Genomic DNA, 22,011 nt, shown 5'->3' on the forward strand with positions numbered 1-22,011 from the left:
AGAAAGTCCACAACTGCGTCGGGCCGGCACCAGAATCACGCCTAGTAGTTGAGCTGAACTCAACTTATGCTGGGTCACATGCCGGTGGGCACGACATCGAGGGCGTCGGCAACACAGCAGGCATTGCTGGACGCCGCGGTTGCAGAGTGGGCGGAAACCGGCGAGCTGGAAGTTGCCGCCGTCGCGCGCAGGGCGGGAGTCAGTGCCGGTCTGCCGTACCGGTATTTCGGCACCCGGTCCGGATTGCTGATCGCGCTGGTTCAGGATTTCTATCAGCGGCTCGGCGCCGCCGTCACGCTCCGCAGCTACGACGCACCCACCTGGGCGGGACGTGAGCGCCGGCGCATTCGTGACTGGTTGGCGTTTCTCTACGCCGAACCGTTAGCGCCGCTGATGTTGGGCGGGCCGCTGGGCGACGGCGCGGTTGTCGCCGAGAACGCGCGCTTGTTGCAGGAGCTGGCCGACGTCGCCGCGCACAACATCATGCACGCTCAGCGCCTCGGTGAGCTGCCGGCCGACCGGGACCCGCATCTGCTGGCCGTCGCGACGTTGTCCGGTGTCCATGCCATGGGCACCGTCGCCCTAAGCCGATCGCCCCGCCCGCCCGCCGACGAGGTTGCCGAACAGGTGTGGGTGTTCGTGGCCGGCGCTGTCGGCCTTGCCATCGAAGGGATCTGGGAACATGAGCGCGAAGCGCGACATTTCAACGCTTGACGACTTGACCGGCGACCTGGCCGGACGGTACCGCTGGACGCCGAGCGCCGGCGCCTCGGTGGAAAGCGACCTGGTTGACGCAGACCTGGCAGCGCTGTCCCGCGACGGCTACGTAATTTGGGAAAACCTGTTGAGCGACAACGAATGTCGAAAAATCCGCGACGCGCTGGCCCCGATGCTCGGCTACCACGGGCGCAACTCGTTTGAGGGACACCGTACGCAGCGGCTGTATAGCGTCTTGTCCAAGACCCGAGTATGCGACCGGCTGGTGGATCATCCACGACCCCTGGCCGTTCTCGACCGGCTCTTGATGCCCAATTACCTGCTCTCTGCGCTGCAGGTCATCAACATTCAGCCAGGCGAATCCAGCCAGCTGTTGCACTTCGACGATGCCTTTTACCCAATCCCCCGGCCCCGGCCCGCGCTGGGAGCGGCCACCATCTGGGCCATCGATGATTTCACCGCAGCCAACGGCGCCACCGTGGTGATTCCCGCCAGTCATCGCTGGGATGACCGCCGGCCGACTCCCACCGATATCCGCAAGTCCGTCATCATGCCGGCCGGCTCGTGCATCTTCTTCCTGGGAACCCTCTGGCACGGCGGCGGTGCGAACAATACCGAGGCCGCCCGCTTGGCAGTGACCGCACAATACTGTCAACCCTGGCTGCGACCACTCGAAGCCTTCACGCTGTCGGTGTCGACCGACATTGCCAAAGTGGTCTCCGCGGATATCCAACGCATGCTTGGCTACAGCATCCATCCCCCATTTGTCGGGGCCGTCGACGGCCAGCATCCGCGTCGGTTGCTCGAGCAGCCCGCCGGTTGCGCCAGTCTCTGATTAGTCCGCCAGCCGAGACCCCGGCCTCGACTCCTGACCGCGGAAATTGATTGGCCACGGGTTTCTAAGCAACGGCGTACCCGTCGAGATGGGCGGCCAGTGGGTGGGGCCGACGCCGGCCAGACCGGCAACATCAGGGCCGGCCACGTGGTGGTTGCGATTCCGCCGCCCACGCCCGCGAGGCGGCGGAGCTGCCGACCGAGCAGCGCCACAAGCTCGTGATCGATTCGCTGGTGAAGTATTTCGGGCCGCAAGCCGCTGAGCCGTTCGACATCGTCGAACAAGACTGGGCTGCAGAGGAATTCACACGAGGTAGCTACGGTGGCCGTCTCAGTGCCGGCGCACTGACTCAGTAAGGCAAGGCGCTGGCTGCGCCGGTCGGCCGTATCCACTGGGCCGGAGCGGAGACGGCCGAGGTGTGGAGTGGCTACATGGATGGCGCGATCACCTCCGGCCGCCGCGCCGCCGAGGAGATCCTCGCTGCGGTTTGAGAGTGCGCTTACTCGACCGACCGCAGGCACGGTGAACCGCAAGGGGCGGCACCGAGCCGGGGGTCTGCGGCCGCTGGGTCAGCGTTGGATCACCGATCCACTCAAGGGAATTGGAGGATCGATGAACTGGTGTGCTCGCCGTCGTCGCGTTGGTCGTACAGCTGGCGGACCCCGGCCAGGAAGCGACATAGTCGAGTTCCTGGCCGGGTATCCCATCAGCAATGCTGGGCGGGTTGCTGCGGCGCAACTACGCCGGTGGCATCAACACCGTGTCGATCAGGTACACCGTCGCGTTCGCGGTGGGTACCCCGCCGCAGACCACACCCGCGTTGTTGACACTCAGGCTGTTGCCCTGGCCGGTGACCGTGACGTTAGCTCCCTGCAGGGTCTTGTGCGGGCCGACCACCTTCGCCGGGCTGAGCTGGCCCTGCACCACGTGGTAGGTCAGGATGCGGCTCAACAGGTTTGAATCGGACTTGAGCTGGTCGATGGTCGACGCCGGCAGCTTGCCGAATGCAGCATCGGTCGGCGCGAACACGGTGTACTGCCCATTGTTGAGCGTGTCGACCAGGTTCACCTGCGGGTTGAGCCGGCCGGACACCGCCGAGGTCAACGTCGTGAGCATCGGGTTGTTGGAGGCCGCCACCGCCACCGGAACCTGCGACATTCCCTCCACCGACGCCGGGCCACTGGGGTTGGCGGCCGCATAATCCGCACACCCCGGCCCCACCAGATCGGCTGCCGCCGCAGTCGGCGAGGTGGCAACCGCCAGACCCACAACAGCCGCTGCTACCAAACCTGTTGCTGCCATTGAACTTTTCATCGCTTATCGGCTCCTTCGGGGATTGTCGATGGCGGTATGCCATCTGTTCATGCCTGACATTGGTAATTCGGAACTGTGGCGGTCTTGGATGGCCGATGATCGAAATCAGCCGTAGGTGAAGGAGTACACCCGCAGCCCTTTTCCGGGGCGCACCTCCAATGTGCCGCTCTCGACGCCGTCGCCGGCGACAATGTGGTGCGACGTCGGCGGCCCGCTGATCGGCACCGTGGTGGTCTGGCCATTCCGGGTCACTGCGAGGGTTCCGGTTCCGCCGACCACGACGTAGACGTTCTTGGCGTGGTAGTTGAGTTTGATACTGGACTCGTCGCTTTCGGCCGTCGCCCCCTGGTAGTCCAGCGACCATGGCCCGCGCAGCGCGAAACTGTCCGCGGCCAGGTTTGGTGGATAGTCGAATGTCGCCGAGCCTTCGTCATACTGACCGCCGCCGCCGTAGTTGACCACCTTGCCCACCCCGAAGTACGTCTCGGGAGTGGTTTGCTGCTGCGGCGTAAGATCGGTCGCGTCCACCGGCGCCGGGAGTTTGACCCCGGGGTGCGCGGTGGCGAGCAACCGCCTGATCAGGTTCTCGGTCACGTCGTAGTCGCCTTCGCCGAACTTGATGTGTCGCACCGTGCCGGTGGCGTCGATGAGATACTCCGCGGGCCAGTACCGGTTCCGGTAGTTGGTCCAGGTGGAGTAGTTGTTGTCCAGCGCGACCGGGTATTTGATGTCGAGGTCGGCGGCGCCCTTGGCGACGTTGCCCGGCACCTTTTCGAAGGCGTACTCCGGTGTGTGGACCCCGATGACCTCGAACCCCTGGTCTTTATAGGCGTTGTACCAGCCCACGACGTGCGGGATGGCCCGCTGGCAGTTGATGCATGAATAGGCCCAGAAGTCGACCAGGACCACCTTGCCGCGCAGCGATCTCAGGTCGAGCGGTTGGTCGCCAGGGGTATTCAGCCAGCCGATGATTCCTTTGAGATCTGGTGCACTGCCACAGTTTTCGAGTTCCGCACCGCCGTTGCTGCAATTCGACAGCTGCGCGTTCTGGTCGTTGACGATGCCGCCGAGGTTGAGCTTTTCCCGGATCTGCTGATCACTGCCCAGCCTGTCCTGCAACGAGCTGGTGTAGTCGGGAATGGCACGTTGCAGTACCGCAGGCAGGTTGAACACCAGCGCCACCGCGAGCAGGATCGTCACAATGCCCGCAACGACCCGGATTTCCCGCTGGCGACGTCGAAAAGCGCTCACCCGCTCGGCCACCCGCTGGCCGGCCAGCGCGAAGAACAACAACGGCAGCGCCGCGCCGGCCGCGAACGCCAGTGTGAGAACGACTGTGCCGACACCGATTTGCGCCGTAGCCCCGGCCACCACGATCGCGGCCAGCACGGGTCCCGCGCAGGGAACGTAGAGCACGCCCAACGCCAGACCGAGGCCGAACCCGCTGCGGCGGTTGTCGGCCTGCCGTTGCGGGATCCTCGAGAACGGCCGTTCCAGCAGCTGCTCGACCGTGGGAAACATCAGGCCCAGCCCGATCGCGACCAATGCGACCAACGCGACCCAGCGAATCGCGTCCTGCGGTAGATGCAGCAGCGACAGCAATGCCGAGCCGGTCAAAGTGACCACACTGAAGCTGAATACCAAGCCGCCGATCACCCGGTAGGGGCGCAACGTTTCCGAAAGCCCGCGTCGCGGCTTCGTCGCTACAGCGACGTCGCCGCCAGATTCGTTCCGCGCTGCCAACTCTGGGCCGCCGTGCTGCGCGCCCGCGAAGAATATCACCGGCAGCACCGGGAGAATGCACGGTGATATACCGGTGACGAGGCCTCCGACAAAGCCAACCAGCGCAAGTGTCAACATGTTTGGTATTCGGTGCCGACCCACGACCGGATTGGCCAGGCACACCACGAAGAAAGCCCGGCCGAGGCCGGGCTTTCCCGCGTCGCCGAAATTACTGGTTCGGCGGCATCAGGACCGTGTCGATCATGTACACGGTCGCGTTGGCGGTGTGAACGCCGCCGCATACCAGCCCGGCACCGTTGACCTTGAGGTCGTTGCCCTGACCGGTCACGGTCACGTTGGCCCCTTGCAGGGTCGTGTGCGTGCCGTCGATCTTGCTCGGGCTCGCCTGACCTTGCACCACGTGATAGGTCAGGATGCTGCTCAGCAGCGCTGAATCCGTCTTGAGCTGATCGATCGTGGCCGCCGGCAGCTTGTCGAAGGCCGCGTTGGTGGGCGCGAACACCGTGTACTGGCCGCTGTTGAGGGTGTCGACCAGGTTCACGTTCGGATTCAGTTTGCCCGACAGCGCCGACGTCAGCGTCGTCAACATCGGGTTGTTCGACGCCGCCGTCGCCACCGGATCCTGCGCCATCCCGGCAACCGAACCGGGACCGCTGGGATTCTGCTTGGCATACTCCGGGCAGCCGGTACCGATAAGGTCAGCCGCCGGATCGGCCATCCCCGTGGTCGACGCGGGCGCCGCCATGCTGGTCGGCGCGCTGCTGCTCATCGATGGCCCACTGGCCGACTTGTTGCTCGAACAAGCCGCGAAACCTCCGATTGCGATCGCCGCGAGGCTAGTTGCCGCGACCGTTCGGGCCCAAGCGTTCATCATGTGCGTTTCGACTCCTTCGTCACCAGACGGCCGTGTGCCGCTCCTGTCGGACATAAGCCATTCGGAGACACGGCCGCCCCGGACGGGTGCGATGGGTGCGAGATCCGCGAAGCGGCGGCGACGGGTATTTAACGCGGCAGGCCAAGCAGCCGCTCGGCGGCCAGCGTGAGCAGAATCTGCTCGGTACCGCCGGCGATGCTGAGGCAGCGGGTGTTGAGAAAGTCGTAGACCGCTTGGTTTTCCACCAGGCCGCCACCCTCGGAGAGGTCCATCATGAATTCGGCCAGCGCCTGGCGGTAGCGGACCCCGATGAGTTTGCGCACGCTGGATTGTGCGCCCGGATCCTGACCGCCGACGGCCAGCTGGGCGATGCGCTGATCCAGCAGCGCACCACATTGAGCAATGACGATCAACCTCGCCAGCCGATCCTGCTGCGCGACGTCGGGCTCCGTCTTGGCCAGCACCTCGAGCAGCTTCTCCATGGGGTTGCCGAGCGCGGTACCGCTGGCCATCGCCACCCGCTCGTTGGCCAGCGTGGTGCGTGCCAGCCGCCAGCCGTCGTTGACCGCGCCGACCACCATCTCGTCGGGCACCAACACGTTGTCCAGAAAGACCTCGTTGAACAGGGCGTCGCCAGTGATCTCCCGCAGCGGCCGGATCTCGATCCCGGGCGACGTCATGTCCACCAGAAAGTAGGTGATGCCCTTGTGCTTTGGAGCGTCCGGGTCGGTCCGCGCCAGGCACACCCCCCACCTGGCCAGGTGCGCCTTGGACGTCCACACCTTCTGCCCGGTCAGCAGCCAACCGCCTTCGGTGCGCATCGCCCTGGTGCGCAGCGACGCCAGGTCGGAACCGGCGCCAGGTTCGGAAAACAGCTGGCACCAAAGGAATTCGCCGCGCAGGGTGGCCGGCACGAAGCGCTCGATTTGTTCGGGCGTGCCATGCTCGAGAATGGTCGGCGCCGCCCACCAGCCGATCACCAGGTCGGGCCGCACCACGCCGGCTGCCGCCATCTCCTGATCGATCAGCAACTGCTCGGCCGCGGATGCGCCGCGTCCATACGGCGGCGGCCAGTGTGGCGCCAACAGCCCGGCATCGGCCAGGGCCGCCTGTCGCTTCTCCTCCGGCAACGCCGCGACTTCGGCGACCGCGGCGGCGATCTCGGGGCGCAGCTCTTCCACCCCGGCCAGGTCGACGGTCAGCCGGCGGCGAACGCCGTCGCGGGTCAGCGCGGCAATGCGGCGCAGCCAGCGCTCGGCACCACCGAGGAAACGGCCGTTGGCGTGGGCCCGGCGCAGGTACAGGTGCGCATGGTGCTCCCAGGTGCAGCCGATGCCGCCGAGCACCTGGATGCAGCCTTTGACGTTGGCTTTGGCGGCGGCGATACCGACGCCGGCGGCCACCGCGGCCGCGATGGCGAACTGGCGGTTGTCGGGGTCCCCAGCTTCCCCAGCGGCCCGGGCCGCGTCGGCGGCGGCCACCTCGGCCTGCTCGGCTCGGCAGAGCATCTCGGCACACAGGTGCTTGACGGCCTGGAAGCTGCCGATCGGCTTGCCGAACTGCTCGCGAACCTTGGCGTAGGCCACCGCGGTGTCCAGTGCCCATCGGGTCACTCCCGCGGCCTCGGCGGCCAGCAGGGTGGCGGCCAGGTTCTCGACGCGCTCCCGGGAGTCTGCGATCACGGTGGCCGGTGCCGACGTCAACACCACTTTCGCCAGCGGCCGCGAGAAGTCGGCCGCCCGCAACGGCTCCAGCTGGACACCGTCGCCGGCGGTATCGACCAGTAGCCACCTGCCCTCGGCCGGCATCAGCACCACCGCGCCGGCGACGGCGCCCAGTACCCACGGAGCCGTGCCCGATACTCGTCGGGTCTGGGCGTCGAAGTGCACATCGGCTTCCAGCGCGAGCCCGGCGACGCGTTCGCCGGTGACCAGCCCCGCCAGCAATTCGGGATCCGACACCATGAGGCCGGCCAGCGCGGTGGTCGCCACCGGTCCCGGCACCAAAGCCTTGGCCGCCTCCTCGACCATGGCGCACAGGTCCTCGATGCTGCCGCCGGCGCCGCCGCGATCCTCTGGGACGGCAACGCCGAACAGCCCCAATTCGGCCAGGCCCGCGAACACCGGTCGCCACGCGTCGGGGTCGCCGTGCTCGGTGGCTTCCATGGCGCGGCTCGCCGCCGTCGCAGCCTCTCCGGAAGCCGAAGTGCGAGCCCAGTCGCGCACCAACTCGCGAGCCGCGAATTGTTCGTCGGTGACGGTCGCTACCACCTTCAGCCCTTCCCGTCGTGAAAATCACTCGGCCGGAAACGTCCGAGGAACATTCAAAGCCACTAGAACGTGTTCTAATAGTGAAAATGATCAACCGTCAAGTCGACACCTATTAGGCCAGTACACGACGTTGTCCCCGCGACCGGGAGGTGGGAAATTCACGCACAGCATGCGTATCGTTTGGCGACGAACCGCCCGGGAGAGGAGTTGCGCGTTACATGTCTGCAGCGAACACCAGTCCGGGCCGCGTTTCTGACACGCAACCACGCGAGGTCATGAACGTGGCGGTATTGGCTGAGTCCGAGTTGGGTTCGGAGGCACAGCGAGAGCGTCGCAAGCGCATCCTGGATGCCACCATGGCCATCGCGTCGAAGGGCGGTTACGAGGCGGTGCAGATGCGCGCGGTCGCCGATCGCGCCGATGTCGCAGTCGGCACGTTGTACCGCTACTTCCCGTCGAAGGTGCATCTGCTGGTGTCCGCGCTGGGCCGCGAATTCAGCCGCATCGACGCCAAGACCGACCGCTCGGCGCTGGCCGGCGGCACTTCATATCAGCGGCTGAGCTTCATGGTCGGCAAGCTCAATCGCGCGATGCAGCGCAATCCGTTGCTGACCGAGGCAATGACGCGTGCCTACGTCTTCGCCGACGCTTCGGCGGCCAGCGAGGTCGACCACGTGGAGAAGCTCATCGATTCCATGTTCGCCCGCGCCATGGCCGACGGTGAACCGACCGAGGATCAGTACCACATCGCCCGGGTGATCTCGGATGTGTGGTTGTCGAATCTGCTTGCGTGGCTGACCCGCCGCGCGTCGGCCACCGACGTCAGCAAGCGGCTGGACCTCGCCGTGCGGTTATTGCTCGGTGGCCAGGAGAGCGCCTAAGCCTAAGCGGGGGGCCCGCAGGTACGGCCCCGGATCAGCTCGGTGGCGAGCAGTTCGACGACGGGCAGACCGGACCGCGGTGGCTGATGCAGCAGTTCACCGGCCCGTCGACCCTTCTGCAGGCTCGGCTGCGACACCGTGGTGAGCCCGCGGCTGATCGCTTCCGGCACGCCGTCGAATCCGGTGACGGTCATCTGCCCCGGCACGTAAATGCCGTGTCCGCGAAGGTAATCCATGGCCGACAGCGCCAAGATGTCGGCGGTGCACATCAGCGCGGTGATCCGCGGGTTGGCGGTCAGCGCCACCTTGGCGGCGGCACCGCCCGAGGTCGGCAGGTGTTCGTAGCTTTCCACCACGGTCAGCGAATCCGGGTCGGCGCCGGCGGCCGTCATCGCATCCCATACGCCCATGATGCGCTCGCGCTGCACGTCGAAAGCCGGCGACTGCAGCCGCTCCGCGTCGACCAGGCCCTGGCGCCGGTCATGGCCCAGCCGCATGGTCAGCAGCCCGATGTCGCGATGCCCCAGCCCGAGCACATAGTCGGCGACCTTGCGCATCGCCGCCCGGTCGTCGATGCCGACCCGGGACACTCCCGCCAGATCCTTCGGCTGGTCGACCACCACAACCGGCAACCGCCGCTGCAGAACCACCTGCAGGTAGGGATCGTCGTCACACACCGAATACACGACGAAGCCGTCCACCCCGGCGTTGAGCACGGCGGTCGTGCCGTCCTCCAGGCTGCGGCTGGCGCCGACGGCGACCAGCAGCAGGCCCTGCCCCGGTTCCTCGCACGATTGCGCGACCCCGGCCACGAAATCGCGCGCCGCCGGGTCGCTGAAGAAGTAGGTCAACGGCTCCGCCATCACCAAGCCGACGGCTCCGGCTTTGCGGGTCCGCAGCGATCGCGCCACCGGGTCGGGTCCGGCGTAACCCATCCGTTTAGCCGTGGCCAGCACCCGCTCCCGCAGTTCGGTGGAAAGCTGATCCGGCCGGTTGAACGCATTCGAAATGGTGGTGCGCGACACCTGGAGCTCAGCAGCAAGCGACGCCAGAGTCGCCCGCCGGCGAGGTGAGGGGCCCACGTCCGGTGAGGCTACAGCGGCTCCGTCGGCGCGGCCACGCGGCCGTTTCGCCGAGGGCTCGCGCGGCCTCGACGTCCCGGCCTTTATGCTGGTCGCACCTGGTCCGGAGGCGGTCGGCGCGGCGCCGGCGCAGCCGGGTTCAGGCGTCGCAAGGTTCCCGAGGGGGAGAAACAGTGCGCCAACAGATGGTCGCGCTCGCCGCGCTGGCCGGTGCGTGCATATTCGTCGCCGGTTGCACCAGCATCGTCGACGGCAACGCCGTGGCGGCCGACACGTCGGGACCGATTCAGACCCCGATATCGGTGAACGCGCTTGACGAGCTGCTGCTCGACGTGAGCCAGGTCAACACCGAGCTGGGTGCGACGTCGATGAAGGTGTGGTACCGGGCCAAGGCGATGTGGGATTGGAGCCAGAACGTCACCGACAAGAATTGCCTCGCGGTGGACGGTCCGGCGCAGGACACCGTGTACGCCGGCAGCGGCTGGACCGCGGTGCGCGGCCAGCGGCTCGACGACAGCGTCGACGATTCGAAGAATCGCCAGCACTACGCCATTCAGGCGGTCGTCGCTTTCCCCACCGCTCACGATGCCGCCGCGTTTTACAACACGTCGGTGCAGAGCTGGAAAAGCTGCTCGAATCGCCGGTTCGACGATGTCGCTCCGGGTGAGCCCACCACCGTGTGGACGGTCACTGACGTCGTCACCGAAAACGACACGCTCAGCGCCTCGCAACTGCAGGAAGGCGGCGACGGCTGGGCCTGCCAGCGTGCTCTGACCATCCGCAACAACGTCTCCGTCGACGTGGCGACGTGCGCCTACAGTCAAAAGGATTCGGCGGCAGTCCACATCGCCGAGCAGATCGCGGCGAAGGCGGCTCGGCACTGACCGGGCCCCGCTCGGTCGCCGCCATCCCGCAATAAGCTGGGTGGGTGGCTTCCATCGACCTCAACGCCGACCTCGGTGAAGGATTCGGCGCCTGGCAGCTGGGTGACGACGACGCCATGCTCGAGATCGTCACCAGCGCCAACGTGGCGTGCGGCTTCCACGCCGGAGACCCGGCCGGACTGCTGCGGGTCTGCCGGTCGGCCGCCGAGCGCGGCGTGCGGATCGGAGCCCAGGTCGGCTACCACGACCTGTCCGGGTTCGGCAGGCGTTTTATCGACGTCGACCCCGAGGACCTGCTTGCCGAAGTCGTGTATCAGATCGGCGCGCTGCAGGCCATCGCCCAAGCCGGCGGCTCAACGGTGTCCTACGTCAAACCCCATGGCGCCCTGTACAACACGATCGTCACCCACCGCGAGCAGGCGGCCGCCGTGGCGGCTGCGGTGCGGATGGTCGACCCGGCGCTGCCGGTACTGGGTATGACGGGTTCGGTGTTTTTCGAAGAGGCCGGCCGCCTCGGCCTGCGCACTGTTGCCGAGGCGTTCGCCGATCGCGCGTATACGCCTGGCGGGCAGCTGCTTTCCCGCCGCGAACCCGGCGCGGTGCTGGCCGACCCCACGGCGATCGCCGAGCGCGCGGTCGCCATGGTGGCCACCGGCGCAGTCACCGCGGTCGACGGCACACCCCTGCCCATCACCGTGGAATCGCTTTGTGTGCACGGAGATTCGCCGGGCGCGGTGCAGATTGCGACCGCGGTGCGAGACCGGTTGGCGGCAGCGGGCGCCGAGATCAAGGCGTTCTGCTGATGCGGCTGAAACTCGGTCGTCCCGACCTGACCAGCTATTCCAGCCGGTTCAGCGTCCCTGCGGCCCAGCCGGATTCGCCGTTGTCGGTGCTCTGGATGGGTGTGAGCACGCTGCTGCTCGACGACGGCTCGTCGGCGTTGCTGACCGACGGCTACTTCTCCCGGCCCGGGCTGGCGCAGGTGGCCGCGGCCAAGGTGGCGCCGTCGCCGGCGCGGGTGGACGGCTGCCTGGCCCGCGCCAAGGTGTCGCGGCTTGCGGCCGTCATCCCGGTGCACACCCACATCGACCACGCGATGGATTCCGCACTCGTAGCCGACCGCACCGGCGCGCAGCTGGTCGGGGGCGAGTCGGCGGCCAACGTCGGGCGCGGCTACGGGCTCGCCGAGGACCGGCTGGTGGTGGCGATCCCCGGGCAGCCGATCGAGCTGGGCGCCTACGACGTCACGCTGGTCGAGTCGCACCATTGCCCGCCGGACCGATTTCCCGGGGTGATCGGCGCACCCGTGGTGCCGCCGGTGCGGGCGTCGGCCTATCGCTGCGGTGAAGCGTGGTCGACCCTGGTGCACCACCGCCCGTCTGGTCGGCGGCTGTTGATCCAGGGCAGCGCCGGTTTCGTCAGGGGCGCACTGGACGGGTACCGGGCCGATGTTGTCTACCTCGGTGTCGGCCAGCTGGGCCTGCAACCGCGGCCCTATCTGGTCGACTACTGGACCGAGGTGGTGCGCGCCGTCGGCGCCCGCCGGGTGATCCTGGTCCACTGGGACGACTTCTTCCGTCCTCTGTCAAAACCGTTGCGCGCCATACCGTATGCGGCTGACGACCTGGACGTGTCGATGCGCATCCTGGACGAGCTGGCCACCGTGGACGGCATCTCGCTACAGCTGCCGACGGTGTGGCAGCGCGAGGACCCTTGGCAGTGAAGAGCTTTGCGCGTTGACTCTCGTCTTTGCGCTGTTGCTGCTTGCTGTCGTCCTGGGTTTCGCGGTCGCCCGTCCACGCGGTTGGCCCGAGGCGCTGGCAGCAGTTCCCGCGGCCGTCATCCTGATCGGGATCGGCGCGATTTCACCACAGCAGGCGGCCGCCCAGGTTGCCGGGCTGGCACGGGTGGCCGCATTCCTGGGCGCCGTACTGGTACTGGCCAAGCTGTGCGACGACGAGGGCCTGTTCGAGGCCGCCGGTGCGGCGATGGCGCGCGCCAGCACCGGGTCGGGCGGTCTGCTGCGGCACGTGTTCGTCATTGCCGCAGTCATCACCGCGGTGCTCAGCCTGGATGCCACCGTGGTGTTGCTGACACCGGTGGTGCTGGCCGTCGTGCGGCGGCTGCGACCGCCGGTGCGCCCCTACGCCTACGCCACCGCGCACCTGGCCAATGCCGCGTCGCTGCTGCTTCCGGTGTCGAACCTGACCAATCTGCTCGCCTACCACGTCGCCAGGATCTCGTTCATCAAATTCACGCTGGTGATGGGGCTGCCGTGGCTGGCCGCGGTGACGGCGGTCTACGCGGTGTTCCGGTGGTTCTTCGCCCGGGACCTGCGCGTTGCGCCGGACCCCGAGCAACTCGGGCCGCCGCCGCGGCCGCCGGTATTCGTGTTGGTGGTCGTGGCGCTGACTCTGGCAGGGTTCGTGATCGCCGAGGCGGCGGGGGTGGCGCCGACGTGGGCCGCATTGGCCGGCGCGTCGCTACTGGCGCTGCGCAGCCTCGGCCGCAGGCACACGTCGGTGACGGAGATCGTGCGCTCGGCCAACGTGGCGTTCCTGGTCTTCGTGCTGGCGCTGGGCGTCGTCGTGCAGGCGGTGATGCTCAACGGAGTGAGTACCGCCATGAGTACGGTGCTGCCGTCGGGTTCCGGGCTGCCGGCGCTGCTCGGTATCGCGGCGGTGGCCGCCGCGCTTGCCAACATGGTCAACAACCTTCCGGCGACCCTGGTATTGCTGCCGCTGGTCTCGGCCAGCGGGCCGGCCGCGGTGCTGGCAGTGCTGATCGGGGTCAACATCGGCCCCAACCTGACCTACGTCGGCTCACTGTCCAACCTGCTGTGGCGACGGGTGCTACGCAGTCACCACGTCGAGGCCGGCGTCGGCGAATACACCCGTCTGGGGCTCTGCACGGTACCCACCGCGCTGCTGGCGGCGGTGCTTGCGCTGTGGGCGAGCGTGCAACTGCTCGGCGTCTGATTTCTGTGCCGATTCCGCCGACACGCCATACTGGACGGCATGCCGCAGCCTCGTCCGGCCAGATACCTACTGCGCGCCAAGGATTTCGTCGACGCACGCTACGCCGAACAGATCACCGTCGATGACATGGCCGCGGCGGCCGGGCTGTCACGCGCTCACTTCAGCCGCATGTTCACCCGGACATTCGGGGAATCTCCCCGCGCGTACCTGCAGACCCGGCGGCTGGAGCGGGCCGCGGCGCTGCTGCGCTACACCGACAGGTCCATCGCGGAGGTCTGCGTCATGGTCGGTCTGCAGAGCGTCGGCTCCTTCACCAGCAGCTTCGCCCGGGTGTACGGCAAGCCGCCGGCCGCCTACCGCGCCAGCCTGCCACCGGCGGCGCTGCACGCCCGAGTGCCGCACTGCATCTTGCGGGCACATACTCGGCCGCCGGCCGACACCCGGGTCGTGCCCCAAGACAGCACACGGGGAGAAGACGCCGGGCGCGGTGACCACCTAGCGTCTTCTACATGTTGAAAATCGCAAGCGCCCAGCTTTGGGTACACGACCAGGACGAAGCACTGAAATTCTGGACCGAGAAGGTCGGCATGGAAGTGCGCCAAGATGTGTCGCTGCCGGAACTCGGCGGCTTCCGCTGGCTGACCGTCGGACCGCCCGGTCAAGAAGACGTGTCAATCGTCTTGATGGACGTTCCCGGCCCGCCGATGCTGGATGAGGCCACCCGCCTACAAGTCCTCGATCTCACGGCAAAAGGCTTCGCCGGCACCGTATTTCTCACCACCGACGACTGCCAGGCCAGTTACGAGGAGCTAACGGCTCGTGGCGTCGAGTTCACCGAGCCGCCCGAACAGCGGCCGTACGGCATCGACTCCGGCTTTCGCGATCCGTCGGGCAACAGCATCCGACTGACCCAGTTGACGGACATGTCGGCCTGGGCCAGCTAGCCGACTGCCCCGCGTTCAGCTGATGGAGCCGCAGCGGGTGCATCTCGACAATCGTCCGCGCATGGCGCTGGTCGGCGACCATTGCGGCCCAACAGATCTCGGGTGCCCGGCGGGTTGGCGAACAGCACGATGTTCGACAACATCCGCTGTCCCGGGCGAGACGACCCGCCCGCTGTGGGATCGCCACGGGCTGATCGGATTACTCCGAACGGGCGCCGCCCACGCGATACGGTGAGGCGTGCTGCGGGGTCTGTCTCGTAGTAGCTCCCGGCGATAGCTATTGACGAGGTGTCGGATGTCGTTTCTGATCACGATTCCGGAGATGGTCGCAGCGGCGGCCGACGATGTGGCCAGAATCGGCTCGGCGCTTGCGACGGCCAATGCGGCGGCGGTGGTCCCCACCACCGGGATATCCGCCGCGGCCGCCGACGAGGTGTCGGCCGCGGTTGCGGCACTGTTTTCCGGGCATGCCCGGGCGTTTCAGGCGCTGACTGCTCAGGCGGCGGTATTTCATGATCAGTTTGTCCAGGCACTGAGCGCCGGCGCGGCTTCATACGCCGCCGCAGAAAACGCAAACGCCGCCCTGCAGACCCTGGGACAGGACATCCTGGGCGTGATCAACGCTCCCACCCAGGCCGTCCTGGGACGCCCGCTGATCGGCAACGGCGCCAATGGCGCACCGGAGACCGGCCAAAACGGCGCGCCCGGGGGCATCTTGCTCGGCAACGGCGGCGCCGGCGGGTCCGGCAAGAGCGGCACCAGCCAACCCGGCGGCAGAGGCGGAGCCGGCGGGTTGCTGTTCGGCTACGGCGGAGCGGGCGGGGCGGGCGCTGCTTCCGATTCGGGTGTAGGCGGAACCGGCGGTCAGGGCGGTAACGCCGGTCTGTTCGGTGGCGGCGGCGCCGGCGGCACGGGCGGGCAGGGAATCACCGACGGGGGCGCCGGCGGAATGGGCGGCCGCGGCGGCTTGCTGTTCGGCGCCGCCGGCGCGGGCGGCACCGGCGGAATCGGTGTCAACGACCATGGTGGAACGGGCGGGCAGGGCGGTGCCGGCGGCCTGTTCGGCGGCGGCGGCGCCGGCGGCGCGGGCGGCGAGGGCAGCAGCCGCGGAGGTACCGGCGGCCAAGGCGGCGCCGCTGGTCTGTTCGGCACGGCCGGCCCCGGCGGCGCCGGCGGATTCAGCACCAACGGCAACGGCGGCAATGGCGGGACCGGCGGCAGCGGCGGGCTGTTCGGCTCCGCCGGGACCGGCGGGAACGGCGGAACCAGCGTGACCGCCGATGGAGGCAGCGGCGGCAGCGGCGGCGTCGGCGGCATCTTCAGCCCCGGTGGTACCGGCGGCACCGGCGGGGCCGGTCCGAGTCAACTCGGCGGGTTCGGCGGTAGCGGCGGCAGTGGCGGTCTCTTCAGTTCCGGCGGAGCCGGCGGCGCAGGCGGTTTCGGCGATATCGGTGGGCCCGGCGGGTCCGGCGGGTTCGGCGGACTCATCGGCTCCGGTGGCCCCGGTGGCGCCGGTGGAGACGGCAACACCTCCGGCGGTAATGGCGGGTTCGGTGGAATGGCGTTGTTCATCGGCAGCGGCGGTAACGGCGGCGCCGGCGGAAATGCGGTGTCGATTGCGCCGACGGTCGGCGGCCAGGGCGGTAATGGCGGCAGTGCCAATCTCATCGGTAACGGCGGTAACGGCGGTAACGGCGGGTTCGCCAAAACTCCGGGTGCGGGTGGCGCCGGCGGCGCGGGCGGACGGCTGCTGGGCCAGAACGGACTCAATGGCTTGACCTGACCGCGCGCGGCGGCCGTATCCCGTTGCGAGGCCGGTCATCTCGGCGCCCGCGAGCAAGGGAACGCAACGCCCCGAATCCCTAGGGCGTATCTGTGCTGTTGCGTCGCACCACGTGCCGTTCCTCGCCTGACTTGGCCCCCACCCGCTGTTAGGCCCGGTAGACGTGGCCCTCTACGGTGCGCACCGACATCACCAGCGTCTCGGCGATCTGACGATTCGACAGGCCGGCGACGACTTCGATAACGTCGCGCTGCCGGCGCGACAGCTTGAGGCCCGCCGGGGTCCGCAGCACGGGCGTGCACAAACCACCACATTCATCGGCCAATTCCCTCGCCAACGCCGCGGCGTACAGCCCGCGTCGATGGTGCTGGCCTCGGTGAACGCGACCGAGGCCTGCGCGGCCGTGTCGGCGGCCGCGGCCCGATCGCCGATCCCCCGATACGTTGCCGAGGCCGCCGGTAGGCCTTCCCCGGCGCCGGCCAGCAGAGCCTCCGCATGCAACGCAACGGCCTCGGCAGCCGCGACGCCTCGGCCAGCGCAAAGTAGAACGCCGGCGCCTATTGGCGAGCAGACGCAAAATCGCAGTATTCCATGGGATTTGGGCGATTCTATGTCTGCTCGCCGTGTTAAGTCCGGCGCTGGCGGGCGATTTCGGCGAGCACCACGCCGGCGGCCACCGAGGCGTTCAGCGACTCGGCACGCCCGGCCATCGGGATGGACACCACCTCGTCACAGTTCTGCCGCACCAGCCGCGACAGCCCTTTGCCCTCGGAGCCGACGACCACCACCAGCGGGTCACTACCGTCGAGGTCGTCGACCGCGGTTTCACCGGCGGCATCGAGCCCAATCACCCGCAGCCCGCGGTCGGCCCAATCCTTGAGTGTCCTGGTGAGATTGGTCGCCCGAGCCACCGGAATACGGGCGGCCGCGCCCGCGCTGGTACGCCATGCGACCGCCGTCACCGACGCCGATCTGCGCTGCGGGATCAGCACACCATGGCCACCGAAGGCCGCCACCGAACGCACGATCGCGCCGAGGTTGCGCGGGTCGGAGATGTTGTCCAGCGCCACCAATAGCGCTGGCGGCGTGTCCATGGCGGCCGCCAGCAGATCGTCAGGGTGAGCGTAGTGATACGGCGGCACCTGCAACGCGATGCCCTGATGCAGGTGGTTGGCCGTCATCCGGTCCAGGTCGGCGCGCGGTACCTCAAGGATCGAGATCCCCGAATCAGCCGCCCGGGCAACGGATTCGGTTACCCGCTCGTCGGCTTCGGCGCCGAGCGCGACGTAGAGGGCGGTAGCCGGAACACCGGCGCGCAGGCATTCCAGCACGGGGTTACGACCAAGCACCGTCTCGGCTTCGTCGATCCGACTCCGTACCGGACGGCGCGGCGCCGCCTTGGCCCGCTTAGCGGCGGGATGGTTGGGCCGCATATGGGCCGGCGGGGTCGGACCGCGGCCCTCCAGACCCCGACGGCGCTGCCCGCCCGACCCGACAGGAGCGCCCTTCTTGGTGCCGGACTTGCGTACCGCTCCCCGGCGCTGCGAGTTTCCGGCCATCTACTTGCCGTCACCGCCCAGCGTCCACTGTGGCCCGTCTGCGGTATCGGTGACCTCGATGCCGGCGTTCTTGAGGCGATCCCGAATCTGGTCGGCCAGCGCCCAGTTACGCTGCTCACGCGCCTTCTCGCGGTTTTCCAGCTCGGCATGTACCAGCACGTCGACAGCTGCCAGGGCAGCCGTCGTCTCGTCACGCGATTCCCAGCGTTCATCGAGCGGGTCGCAGCCCAGGATGCCCATCATCGTGCGGATCGAACCGGCACTTCGCAATGCGCCTTCATGGTCGCCGGCGTCGAGTGCCCGGTTGCCTTCCGCACGGGCGTGGTGAATTTCGGCCAGCGCGATCGGAACCGACAGATCGTCGTCGAGCGCTTCGGCGAATCGCGGCGTCCATTCGCCGGGCAGGACGGCACCCACCCGGCTGCGCACCCGGTGCAGGAAATCCTCCACTCCGACATAGGCATTGACGGCGTCCTGGAGGGCGGTGTCGGAAAACTCGAGCATTGACCGGTAGTGCGCGCTGCCCAGGTAGTAACGCAGCTCGGGCGGCCGGACCCGCTGCAACATCGCCGGTATGGCCAGCACATTGCCCAACGACTTGCTCATTTTTTCCCCGCCCATCGTCACCCAGCCGTTGTGCAGCCAGTAGCGGGCGAACCCGTCGCCGGCGGCGCGGCTCTGCGCGATCTCGTTCTCGTGATGCGGGAAGATCAAATCCATTCCACCGCAATGGATATCGAACTCAGACCCCAAGTAGGTACGGGCCATTGCCGAGCATTCCAGGTGCCAGCCGGGACGGCCGCGGCCCCAGGGCGTCGGCCAGGACGGCTCTCCGGGTTTTTCACCCTTCCACAGAGTGAAGTCGCGCTGGTCGCGTTTGCCCGCGGCCACCCCTTCGCCCTGGTGGACGTCGTCGATCTTGTGCCCGGACAGCTGGCCGTAATTCGGGTAGCTGAGCACGTCGAAGTAAACGTCCCCGTCGCCCGTATAGGCATGGCCGGTTTCGATCAGACGTTCCATCAATTCGATCATCTGGGTGATGTGCCCGGTGGCTCGCGGTTCAGCGGAGGGCGGCATCACATCCAGGGCGTCGTAGGCGGCGGTGAACGCCCGTTCGTAGGTTGCCGCCCACTCCCACCACGGTCGGCCGGCGGCGGCGGCCTTGTTCAAGATCTTGTCGTCGATATCGGTCACGTTGCGGATAAACGCGACGTCGAAGCCGCGTGCGATCAGCCAGCGCCGCAAGATGTCGAATGCCACCCCGCTGCGGACGTGCCCGATATGCGGCAGGCCTTGCACGGTGGCGCCGCACAGGTAGATCGAAACGTGTCCGTCGCGCAGCGGAACAAAATCGCGCACGGCGCCGGCCGCCGTGTCATGGAGCCGCAAGCGGGCGCGATCGGTCACGACGTGCCAGCTTACTGCCTACAATCGCAACGGCCGTCCGGCCCTACTGGGCTGGGAACGGGTCGCGCAGCGAAATCACCAATGCCGTCGCGATGGCGGCCCGGCCCTCGCCCCGCCCGGTCAGGCCGAGCCCGTCGGTGGTGGTGGCTGACACCGACACCGGCGCATTGAGCAGACGCGACATGACCGCCTGCGCCTCGAGACGGCGCCAACCGATCTTGGGCCGGTTGGCGACCACCTGCACGGCCGCATTACCAACCCGAAAGCCGTGCCGCGTGATCAGCTCGACGACATGACGCAGCATGGCGGCCCCGCTGACACCCGCCCAGCGCGGATCGTCGACTCCGAACACGTCGCCGATGTCGCCCAGCCCGGCAGCCGACAGCACGGCGTCACACAACGCATGCGCCGCGACGTCACCGTCGGAGTGGCCGGCGCAGCCGTCGGCGCTCGGGAACAGCAGGCCCACCAGCCAACATGGGCGTCCGGGCTCGATCGGGTGCACGTCGACACCCAAACCCACCCGCGGCAGCCCGTTCACCCGCGCACTACCGCCTGGGCCAACAACAGATCCAGACGGTTGGTGATCTTGAACGCCAACGGGTCGCCCTCGACCACCTGAACCTGGCCGCCGATGTGCTCGACCAGTGATGCGTCGTCGGTGAAGTCGGCGGTGTCCGCGTGCTGGTAGGCGCGGCGCAGCAGATCGCCGGCGAACCCCTGCGGGGTCTGCACCGCCCGGAGGCCCGCCCGTTCCGGGGTGCCCAAGACCATCCCGTTTGCGTCGACGGCCTTGATGGTGTCGGTAAGTGGTAGCGCGGGCACCACGGCGACGTGGCCGGCCCGCAATGCGTTGACCACTCGCGCGACCAAAGAAGGTGGCGTCAACGCCCGCGCTGCGTCATGCACCAGCACAAACGACGGCTCCGAAGTCACCAGCGCGGAGAGCGCCAGGCGCACGGTCTCGGTACGGTTGGCGCCACCGGCAACGATCATGGCCTTATGCCCGAGGATCAGCTTTGCTTCGTCGGTGCGGTCCGACGGGACCGCTACGACGACATTGTCGACGACCTTGGATTCCAGCAGGCCCTCGACGGCGCGCTCGACCAGGGTCTGCCCGTCGAGTTGATAAAACGCCTTGGGTACTCCGACAGCCAGGCGCTCACCGGAACCCGCGGCCGGAACAATGGCGACTACGGGGCCGTTGCCTCCAGTCACCTAGAGTCTCGGGGTGTTCAGGACGCGGCGGCCAGAACCTCGTCGAGGATGGTCTCCGCTTTGGCGTCGTCAGTGCTCTCAGCCAGCGCCAGTTCCCCGACCAGAATCTGCCGAGCCTTGGCCAGCATCCGCTTCTCGCCCGCGGACAAACCCCGCTCCTGGTCGCGGCGCCACAGGTCACGCACCACCTCGGCGACCTTGTTCACGTCGCCGGAAGCCAGCTTTTCGAGGTTGGCCTTGTAACGGCGTGACCAGTTGGTGGGCTCTTCGGTGTGCGGGGCACGCAACACCTGGAAAACCTTGTCAAGGCCTTCTTGGCCGACGACGTCGCGGACCCCAACGTACTCAGCATTGTCAGCCGGCACACGAACAGTCAGGTCGCCCTGCGCCACTTTCAAGACGAGATACTCTTTTTGTTCCCCTTTGATGGTTCGGGTTTCGATCGCCTCTACTAACGCAGCACCGTGGTGTGGATAGACGACGGTGTCACCGACCTTGAAGATCATCTGATTTGAGCCCCTTTCGTCACTCCATGCTAACACGCCTCCCTGACACGTGCGGATCAACGGTGCAGGTCAGGGGCACCGCAGCTGGAGATTGGGGGTTGACAGGCGATGCAAGACGTGCATCCCAGAGACCGGAACCCGGGGGCGAGATGGCCAGCAACGCCCGCACAACCATCGGACGGCCGCCAGATCGGCAGGCCACGCGGGGGCGGACGGGAGCCGGCGAATGCAGACGCAGCGGCGAAGCGCCCCCGCCAAATTGACCGTCGCGGCCACCCGCCCGCCGATCGAGCGCCCATGCGCTACCGTCGGCGGCAGCAACCTACTACTGTGCATAGTCGAATCGCAGTCAGCAGGCCGTCATGCGACCTGCCAAGCTCCGAACCCAGCAGGAGGCATTGAGTGAACCGCTTCAAGATCCGCCTCACCCTGGTGGGCCTGGTCGCACTGATTGCCGCACTGGTGAGCGCTTGCGGAACCGGCCAGATCTCGCAGACCGCGAACCAGGAGCCCGCCGTCAACGGCAACCGGATCACCATCAACAATGTGGCGCTGCGAGACATCAGGATTCAAGCCCTGCAGCGCCACGGTGACTTTCTGGAGCCCGGTAGGAAAGTGGACTTGGTGCTGGTAGCCGTCAACCAATCCCCGGATGTGGCGGATCGTTTGGTGAGCATCGGCAGCGACATCGGCACCGTGACGATGACCGGTGACGCACGGCTGCCGGCGGGCGGGATGCTGTTTGTCGGTACGCCGGATGGCCAGCTCGTCGCGCCGGGCCCGCTGGGATCGAATCAGGCGGCCCGCGCGAGCGTCGTCTTGACCAAACCCATCACGAACGGTTTGACCTACAGCTTCACCTTCAACTTCGAGAAGGCCGGCCAGGGCACGGTCATGGTGCCGATAGCGGCGCCGCTGGCCCAGCCGCACGAGCAGGCAACCGCTCCAGCCCGGCACTAACGACCACCGCGCAGTCTGCAACGACGGGGTTGTCGTACCCGGTCGATACGGTCACC

21 protein-coding genes and 2 pseudogenes are annotated in these 22,011 nt (G+C 67.6%); 12 read left to right on the forward strand and 11 right to left on the reverse strand.

Translation table 11 applies throughout. The annotated features are described in order from the left end of the window. Positions 1-78 precede the first annotated feature (78 nt). From MKAN_RS11585 to MKAN_RS11595, 3 genes and pseudogenes are all read left to right on the forward strand, one after another. Entirely contained in the window at positions 79-714 is a 636-nt protein-coding gene (locus MKAN_RS11585; RefSeq protein WP_042313598.1) for a TetR/AcrR family transcriptional regulator, read from the forward strand. Next, the gene (locus MKAN_RS11590; RefSeq protein ID WP_023368474.1) at positions 683-1,552 is read left to right on the forward strand and encodes a phytanoyl-CoA dioxygenase family protein; all 870 of its coding nucleotides are present in this window, start codon (positions 683-685) and stop codon (positions 1,550-1,552) included. The genes MKAN_RS11585 and MKAN_RS11590 overlap by 32 nt, the downstream gene beginning before the upstream one ends. A 218-nt stretch (positions 1,553-1,770) precedes the next feature. Continuing rightward, positions 1,771-2,043: pseudogene (locus tag MKAN_RS11595) on the forward strand (flavin monoamine oxidase family protein). A gap of 247 nt (positions 2,044-2,290) precedes the next feature. Here the strand turns inward: MKAN_RS11595 and MKAN_RS11600 are convergent. From MKAN_RS11600 to MKAN_RS11615, 4 genes are all read right to left on the reverse strand, one after another. Then, positions 2,291-2,866, reverse strand: coding sequence for a fasciclin domain-containing protein (locus MKAN_RS11600; protein WP_036394478.1), 576 nt, complete (start codon positions 2,864-2,866; stop codon positions 2,291-2,293). A gap of 105 nt (positions 2,867-2,971) precedes the next feature. Beyond that, entirely contained in the window at positions 2,972-4,726 is a 1,755-nt protein-coding gene (locus MKAN_RS11605) for a cytochrome c biogenesis protein DipZ (RefSeq protein ID WP_023368477.1), read from the reverse strand. 91 nt (positions 4,727-4,817) lie between these two features. Continuing rightward, a complete protein-coding gene (locus tag MKAN_RS11610; protein ID WP_023368478.1) occupies positions 4,818-5,483 on the reverse strand; it encodes a fasciclin domain-containing protein in 666 nt (221 codons plus the stop codon). 128 nt (positions 5,484-5,611) lie between these two features. Beyond that, positions 5,612-7,753: an acyl-CoA dehydrogenase family protein gene (locus MKAN_RS11615; protein ID WP_023368479.1), complete on the reverse strand. Its 2,142-nt coding sequence runs from the start codon at positions 7,751-7,753 to the stop codon at positions 5,612-5,614. A 281-nt stretch (positions 7,754-8,034) separates the two neighbouring features. Between MKAN_RS11615 and kstR the strand changes: the two genes are divergently transcribed. Beyond that, complete coding sequence (kstR, locus tag MKAN_RS11620; RefSeq protein ID WP_160937500.1) at positions 8,035-8,634, forward strand: cholesterol catabolism transcriptional regulator KstR; 600 nt, start codon at positions 8,035-8,037, stop codon at positions 8,632-8,634. Between the two features lie 2 nt (positions 8,635-8,636). On the opposite strand, the gene MKAN_RS11625 is transcribed toward kstR, so the two are convergent. Next, positions 8,637-9,716: an Rv3575c family transcriptional regulator gene (locus MKAN_RS11625; protein ID WP_023368481.1), complete on the reverse strand. Its 1,080-nt coding sequence runs from the start codon at positions 9,714-9,716 to the stop codon at positions 8,637-8,639. Between the two features lie 185 nt (positions 9,717-9,901). Here MKAN_RS11625 and MKAN_RS11630 point away from each other — a divergent pair, with 185 nt between their 5' ends. From MKAN_RS11630 to MKAN_RS11660, 7 genes and pseudogenes are all read left to right on the forward strand, one after another. Continuing rightward, positions 9,902-10,600: a sensor domain-containing protein gene (locus MKAN_RS11630; protein ID WP_371686088.1), complete on the forward strand. Its 699-nt coding sequence runs from the start codon at positions 9,902-9,904 to the stop codon at positions 10,598-10,600. A 44-nt stretch (positions 10,601-10,644) separates the two neighbouring features. Next, entirely contained in the window at positions 10,645-11,403 is a 759-nt protein-coding gene (locus MKAN_RS11635; RefSeq protein ID WP_023368483.1) for a LamB/YcsF family protein, read from the forward strand. Further along, complete coding sequence (locus MKAN_RS11640; RefSeq protein ID WP_023368484.1) at positions 11,403-12,323, forward strand: MBL fold metallo-hydrolase; 921 nt, start codon at positions 11,403-11,405, stop codon at positions 12,321-12,323. The genes MKAN_RS11635 and MKAN_RS11640 overlap by 1 nt, the downstream gene beginning before the upstream one ends. A 13-nt stretch (positions 12,324-12,336) precedes the next feature. Further along, positions 12,337-13,578, forward strand: a complete 1,242-nt coding sequence (locus tag MKAN_RS11645; RefSeq protein WP_023368485.1) for an SLC13 family permease — start codon at positions 12,337-12,339, stop codon at positions 13,576-13,578. Positions 13,579-13,617: 39 nt separating this feature from the next. Next, positions 13,618-14,077 (forward strand): annotated as a pseudogene (locus MKAN_RS11650) (helix-turn-helix domain-containing protein). A gap of 10 nt (positions 14,078-14,087) precedes the next feature. Beyond that, on the forward strand, positions 14,088-14,522 hold the full coding sequence (locus MKAN_RS11655; RefSeq protein ID WP_023368487.1) for a VOC family protein: 435 nt from the start codon (positions 14,088-14,090) through the stop codon (positions 14,520-14,522). A gap of 295 nt (positions 14,523-14,817) precedes the next feature. Further along, positions 14,818-16,305: a PE family protein gene (locus MKAN_RS11660; RefSeq protein ID WP_023368488.1), complete on the forward strand. Its 1,488-nt coding sequence runs from the start codon at positions 14,818-14,820 to the stop codon at positions 16,303-16,305. Positions 16,306-16,453: 148 nt separating this feature from the next. Here MKAN_RS11660 and MKAN_RS31955 read toward each other — a convergent pair whose 3' ends face one another. The 6 genes from MKAN_RS31955 to carD all read right to left on the reverse strand — a co-directional run bounded on the left by MKAN_RS31955 (position 16,454) and on the right by carD (position 20,995). After that, the gene (locus MKAN_RS31955; RefSeq protein ID WP_225722888.1) at positions 16,454-16,609 is read right to left on the reverse strand and encodes a LuxR C-terminal-related transcriptional regulator; all 156 of its coding nucleotides are present in this window, start codon (positions 16,607-16,609) and stop codon (positions 16,454-16,456) included. Between the two features lie 322 nt (positions 16,610-16,931). Continuing rightward, the gene (gene rlmB, locus MKAN_RS11665) at positions 16,932-17,864 is read right to left on the reverse strand and encodes a 23S rRNA (guanosine(2251)-2'-O)-methyltransferase RlmB (protein ID WP_023368490.1); all 933 of its coding nucleotides are present in this window, start codon (positions 17,862-17,864) and stop codon (positions 16,932-16,934) included. Next, on the reverse strand, positions 17,865-19,271 hold the full coding sequence (gene cysS, locus MKAN_RS11670; protein WP_023368491.1) for a cysteine--tRNA ligase: 1,407 nt from the start codon (positions 19,269-19,271) through the stop codon (positions 17,865-17,867). Between the two features lie 43 nt (positions 19,272-19,314). After that, a complete protein-coding gene (gene ispF, locus MKAN_RS11675) occupies positions 19,315-19,812 on the reverse strand; it encodes a 2-C-methyl-D-erythritol 2,4-cyclodiphosphate synthase (RefSeq protein ID WP_023368492.1) in 498 nt (165 codons plus the stop codon). Beyond that, positions 19,809-20,489: a 2-C-methyl-D-erythritol 4-phosphate cytidylyltransferase gene (ispD, locus tag MKAN_RS11680; protein WP_023368493.1), complete on the reverse strand. Its 681-nt coding sequence runs from the start codon at positions 20,487-20,489 to the stop codon at positions 19,809-19,811. Before ispD ends, ispF begins: the two co-directional genes overlap by 4 nt. 17 nt (positions 20,490-20,506) lie before the next feature. Beyond that, positions 20,507-20,995 (reverse strand): RNA polymerase-binding transcription factor CarD, encoded by a 489-nt coding sequence (carD, locus tag MKAN_RS11685; RefSeq protein WP_007166539.1) that lies wholly within the window; start codon positions 20,993-20,995, stop codon positions 20,507-20,509. 402 nt (positions 20,996-21,397) lie between these two features. Between carD and MKAN_RS11690 the strand changes: the two genes are divergently transcribed. Next, positions 21,398-21,955, forward strand: a complete 558-nt coding sequence (locus tag MKAN_RS11690) for a copper chaperone PCu(A)C domain-containing protein (protein ID WP_023368494.1) — start codon at positions 21,398-21,400, stop codon at positions 21,953-21,955. Positions 21,956-22,011 lie beyond the last annotated feature (56 nt).

Source organism: Mycobacterium kansasii ATCC 12478, from assembly GCF_000157895.3.
Taxonomy (GTDB): Bacteria; Actinomycetota; Actinomycetes; order Mycobacteriales; family Mycobacteriaceae; genus Mycobacterium; species Mycobacterium kansasii.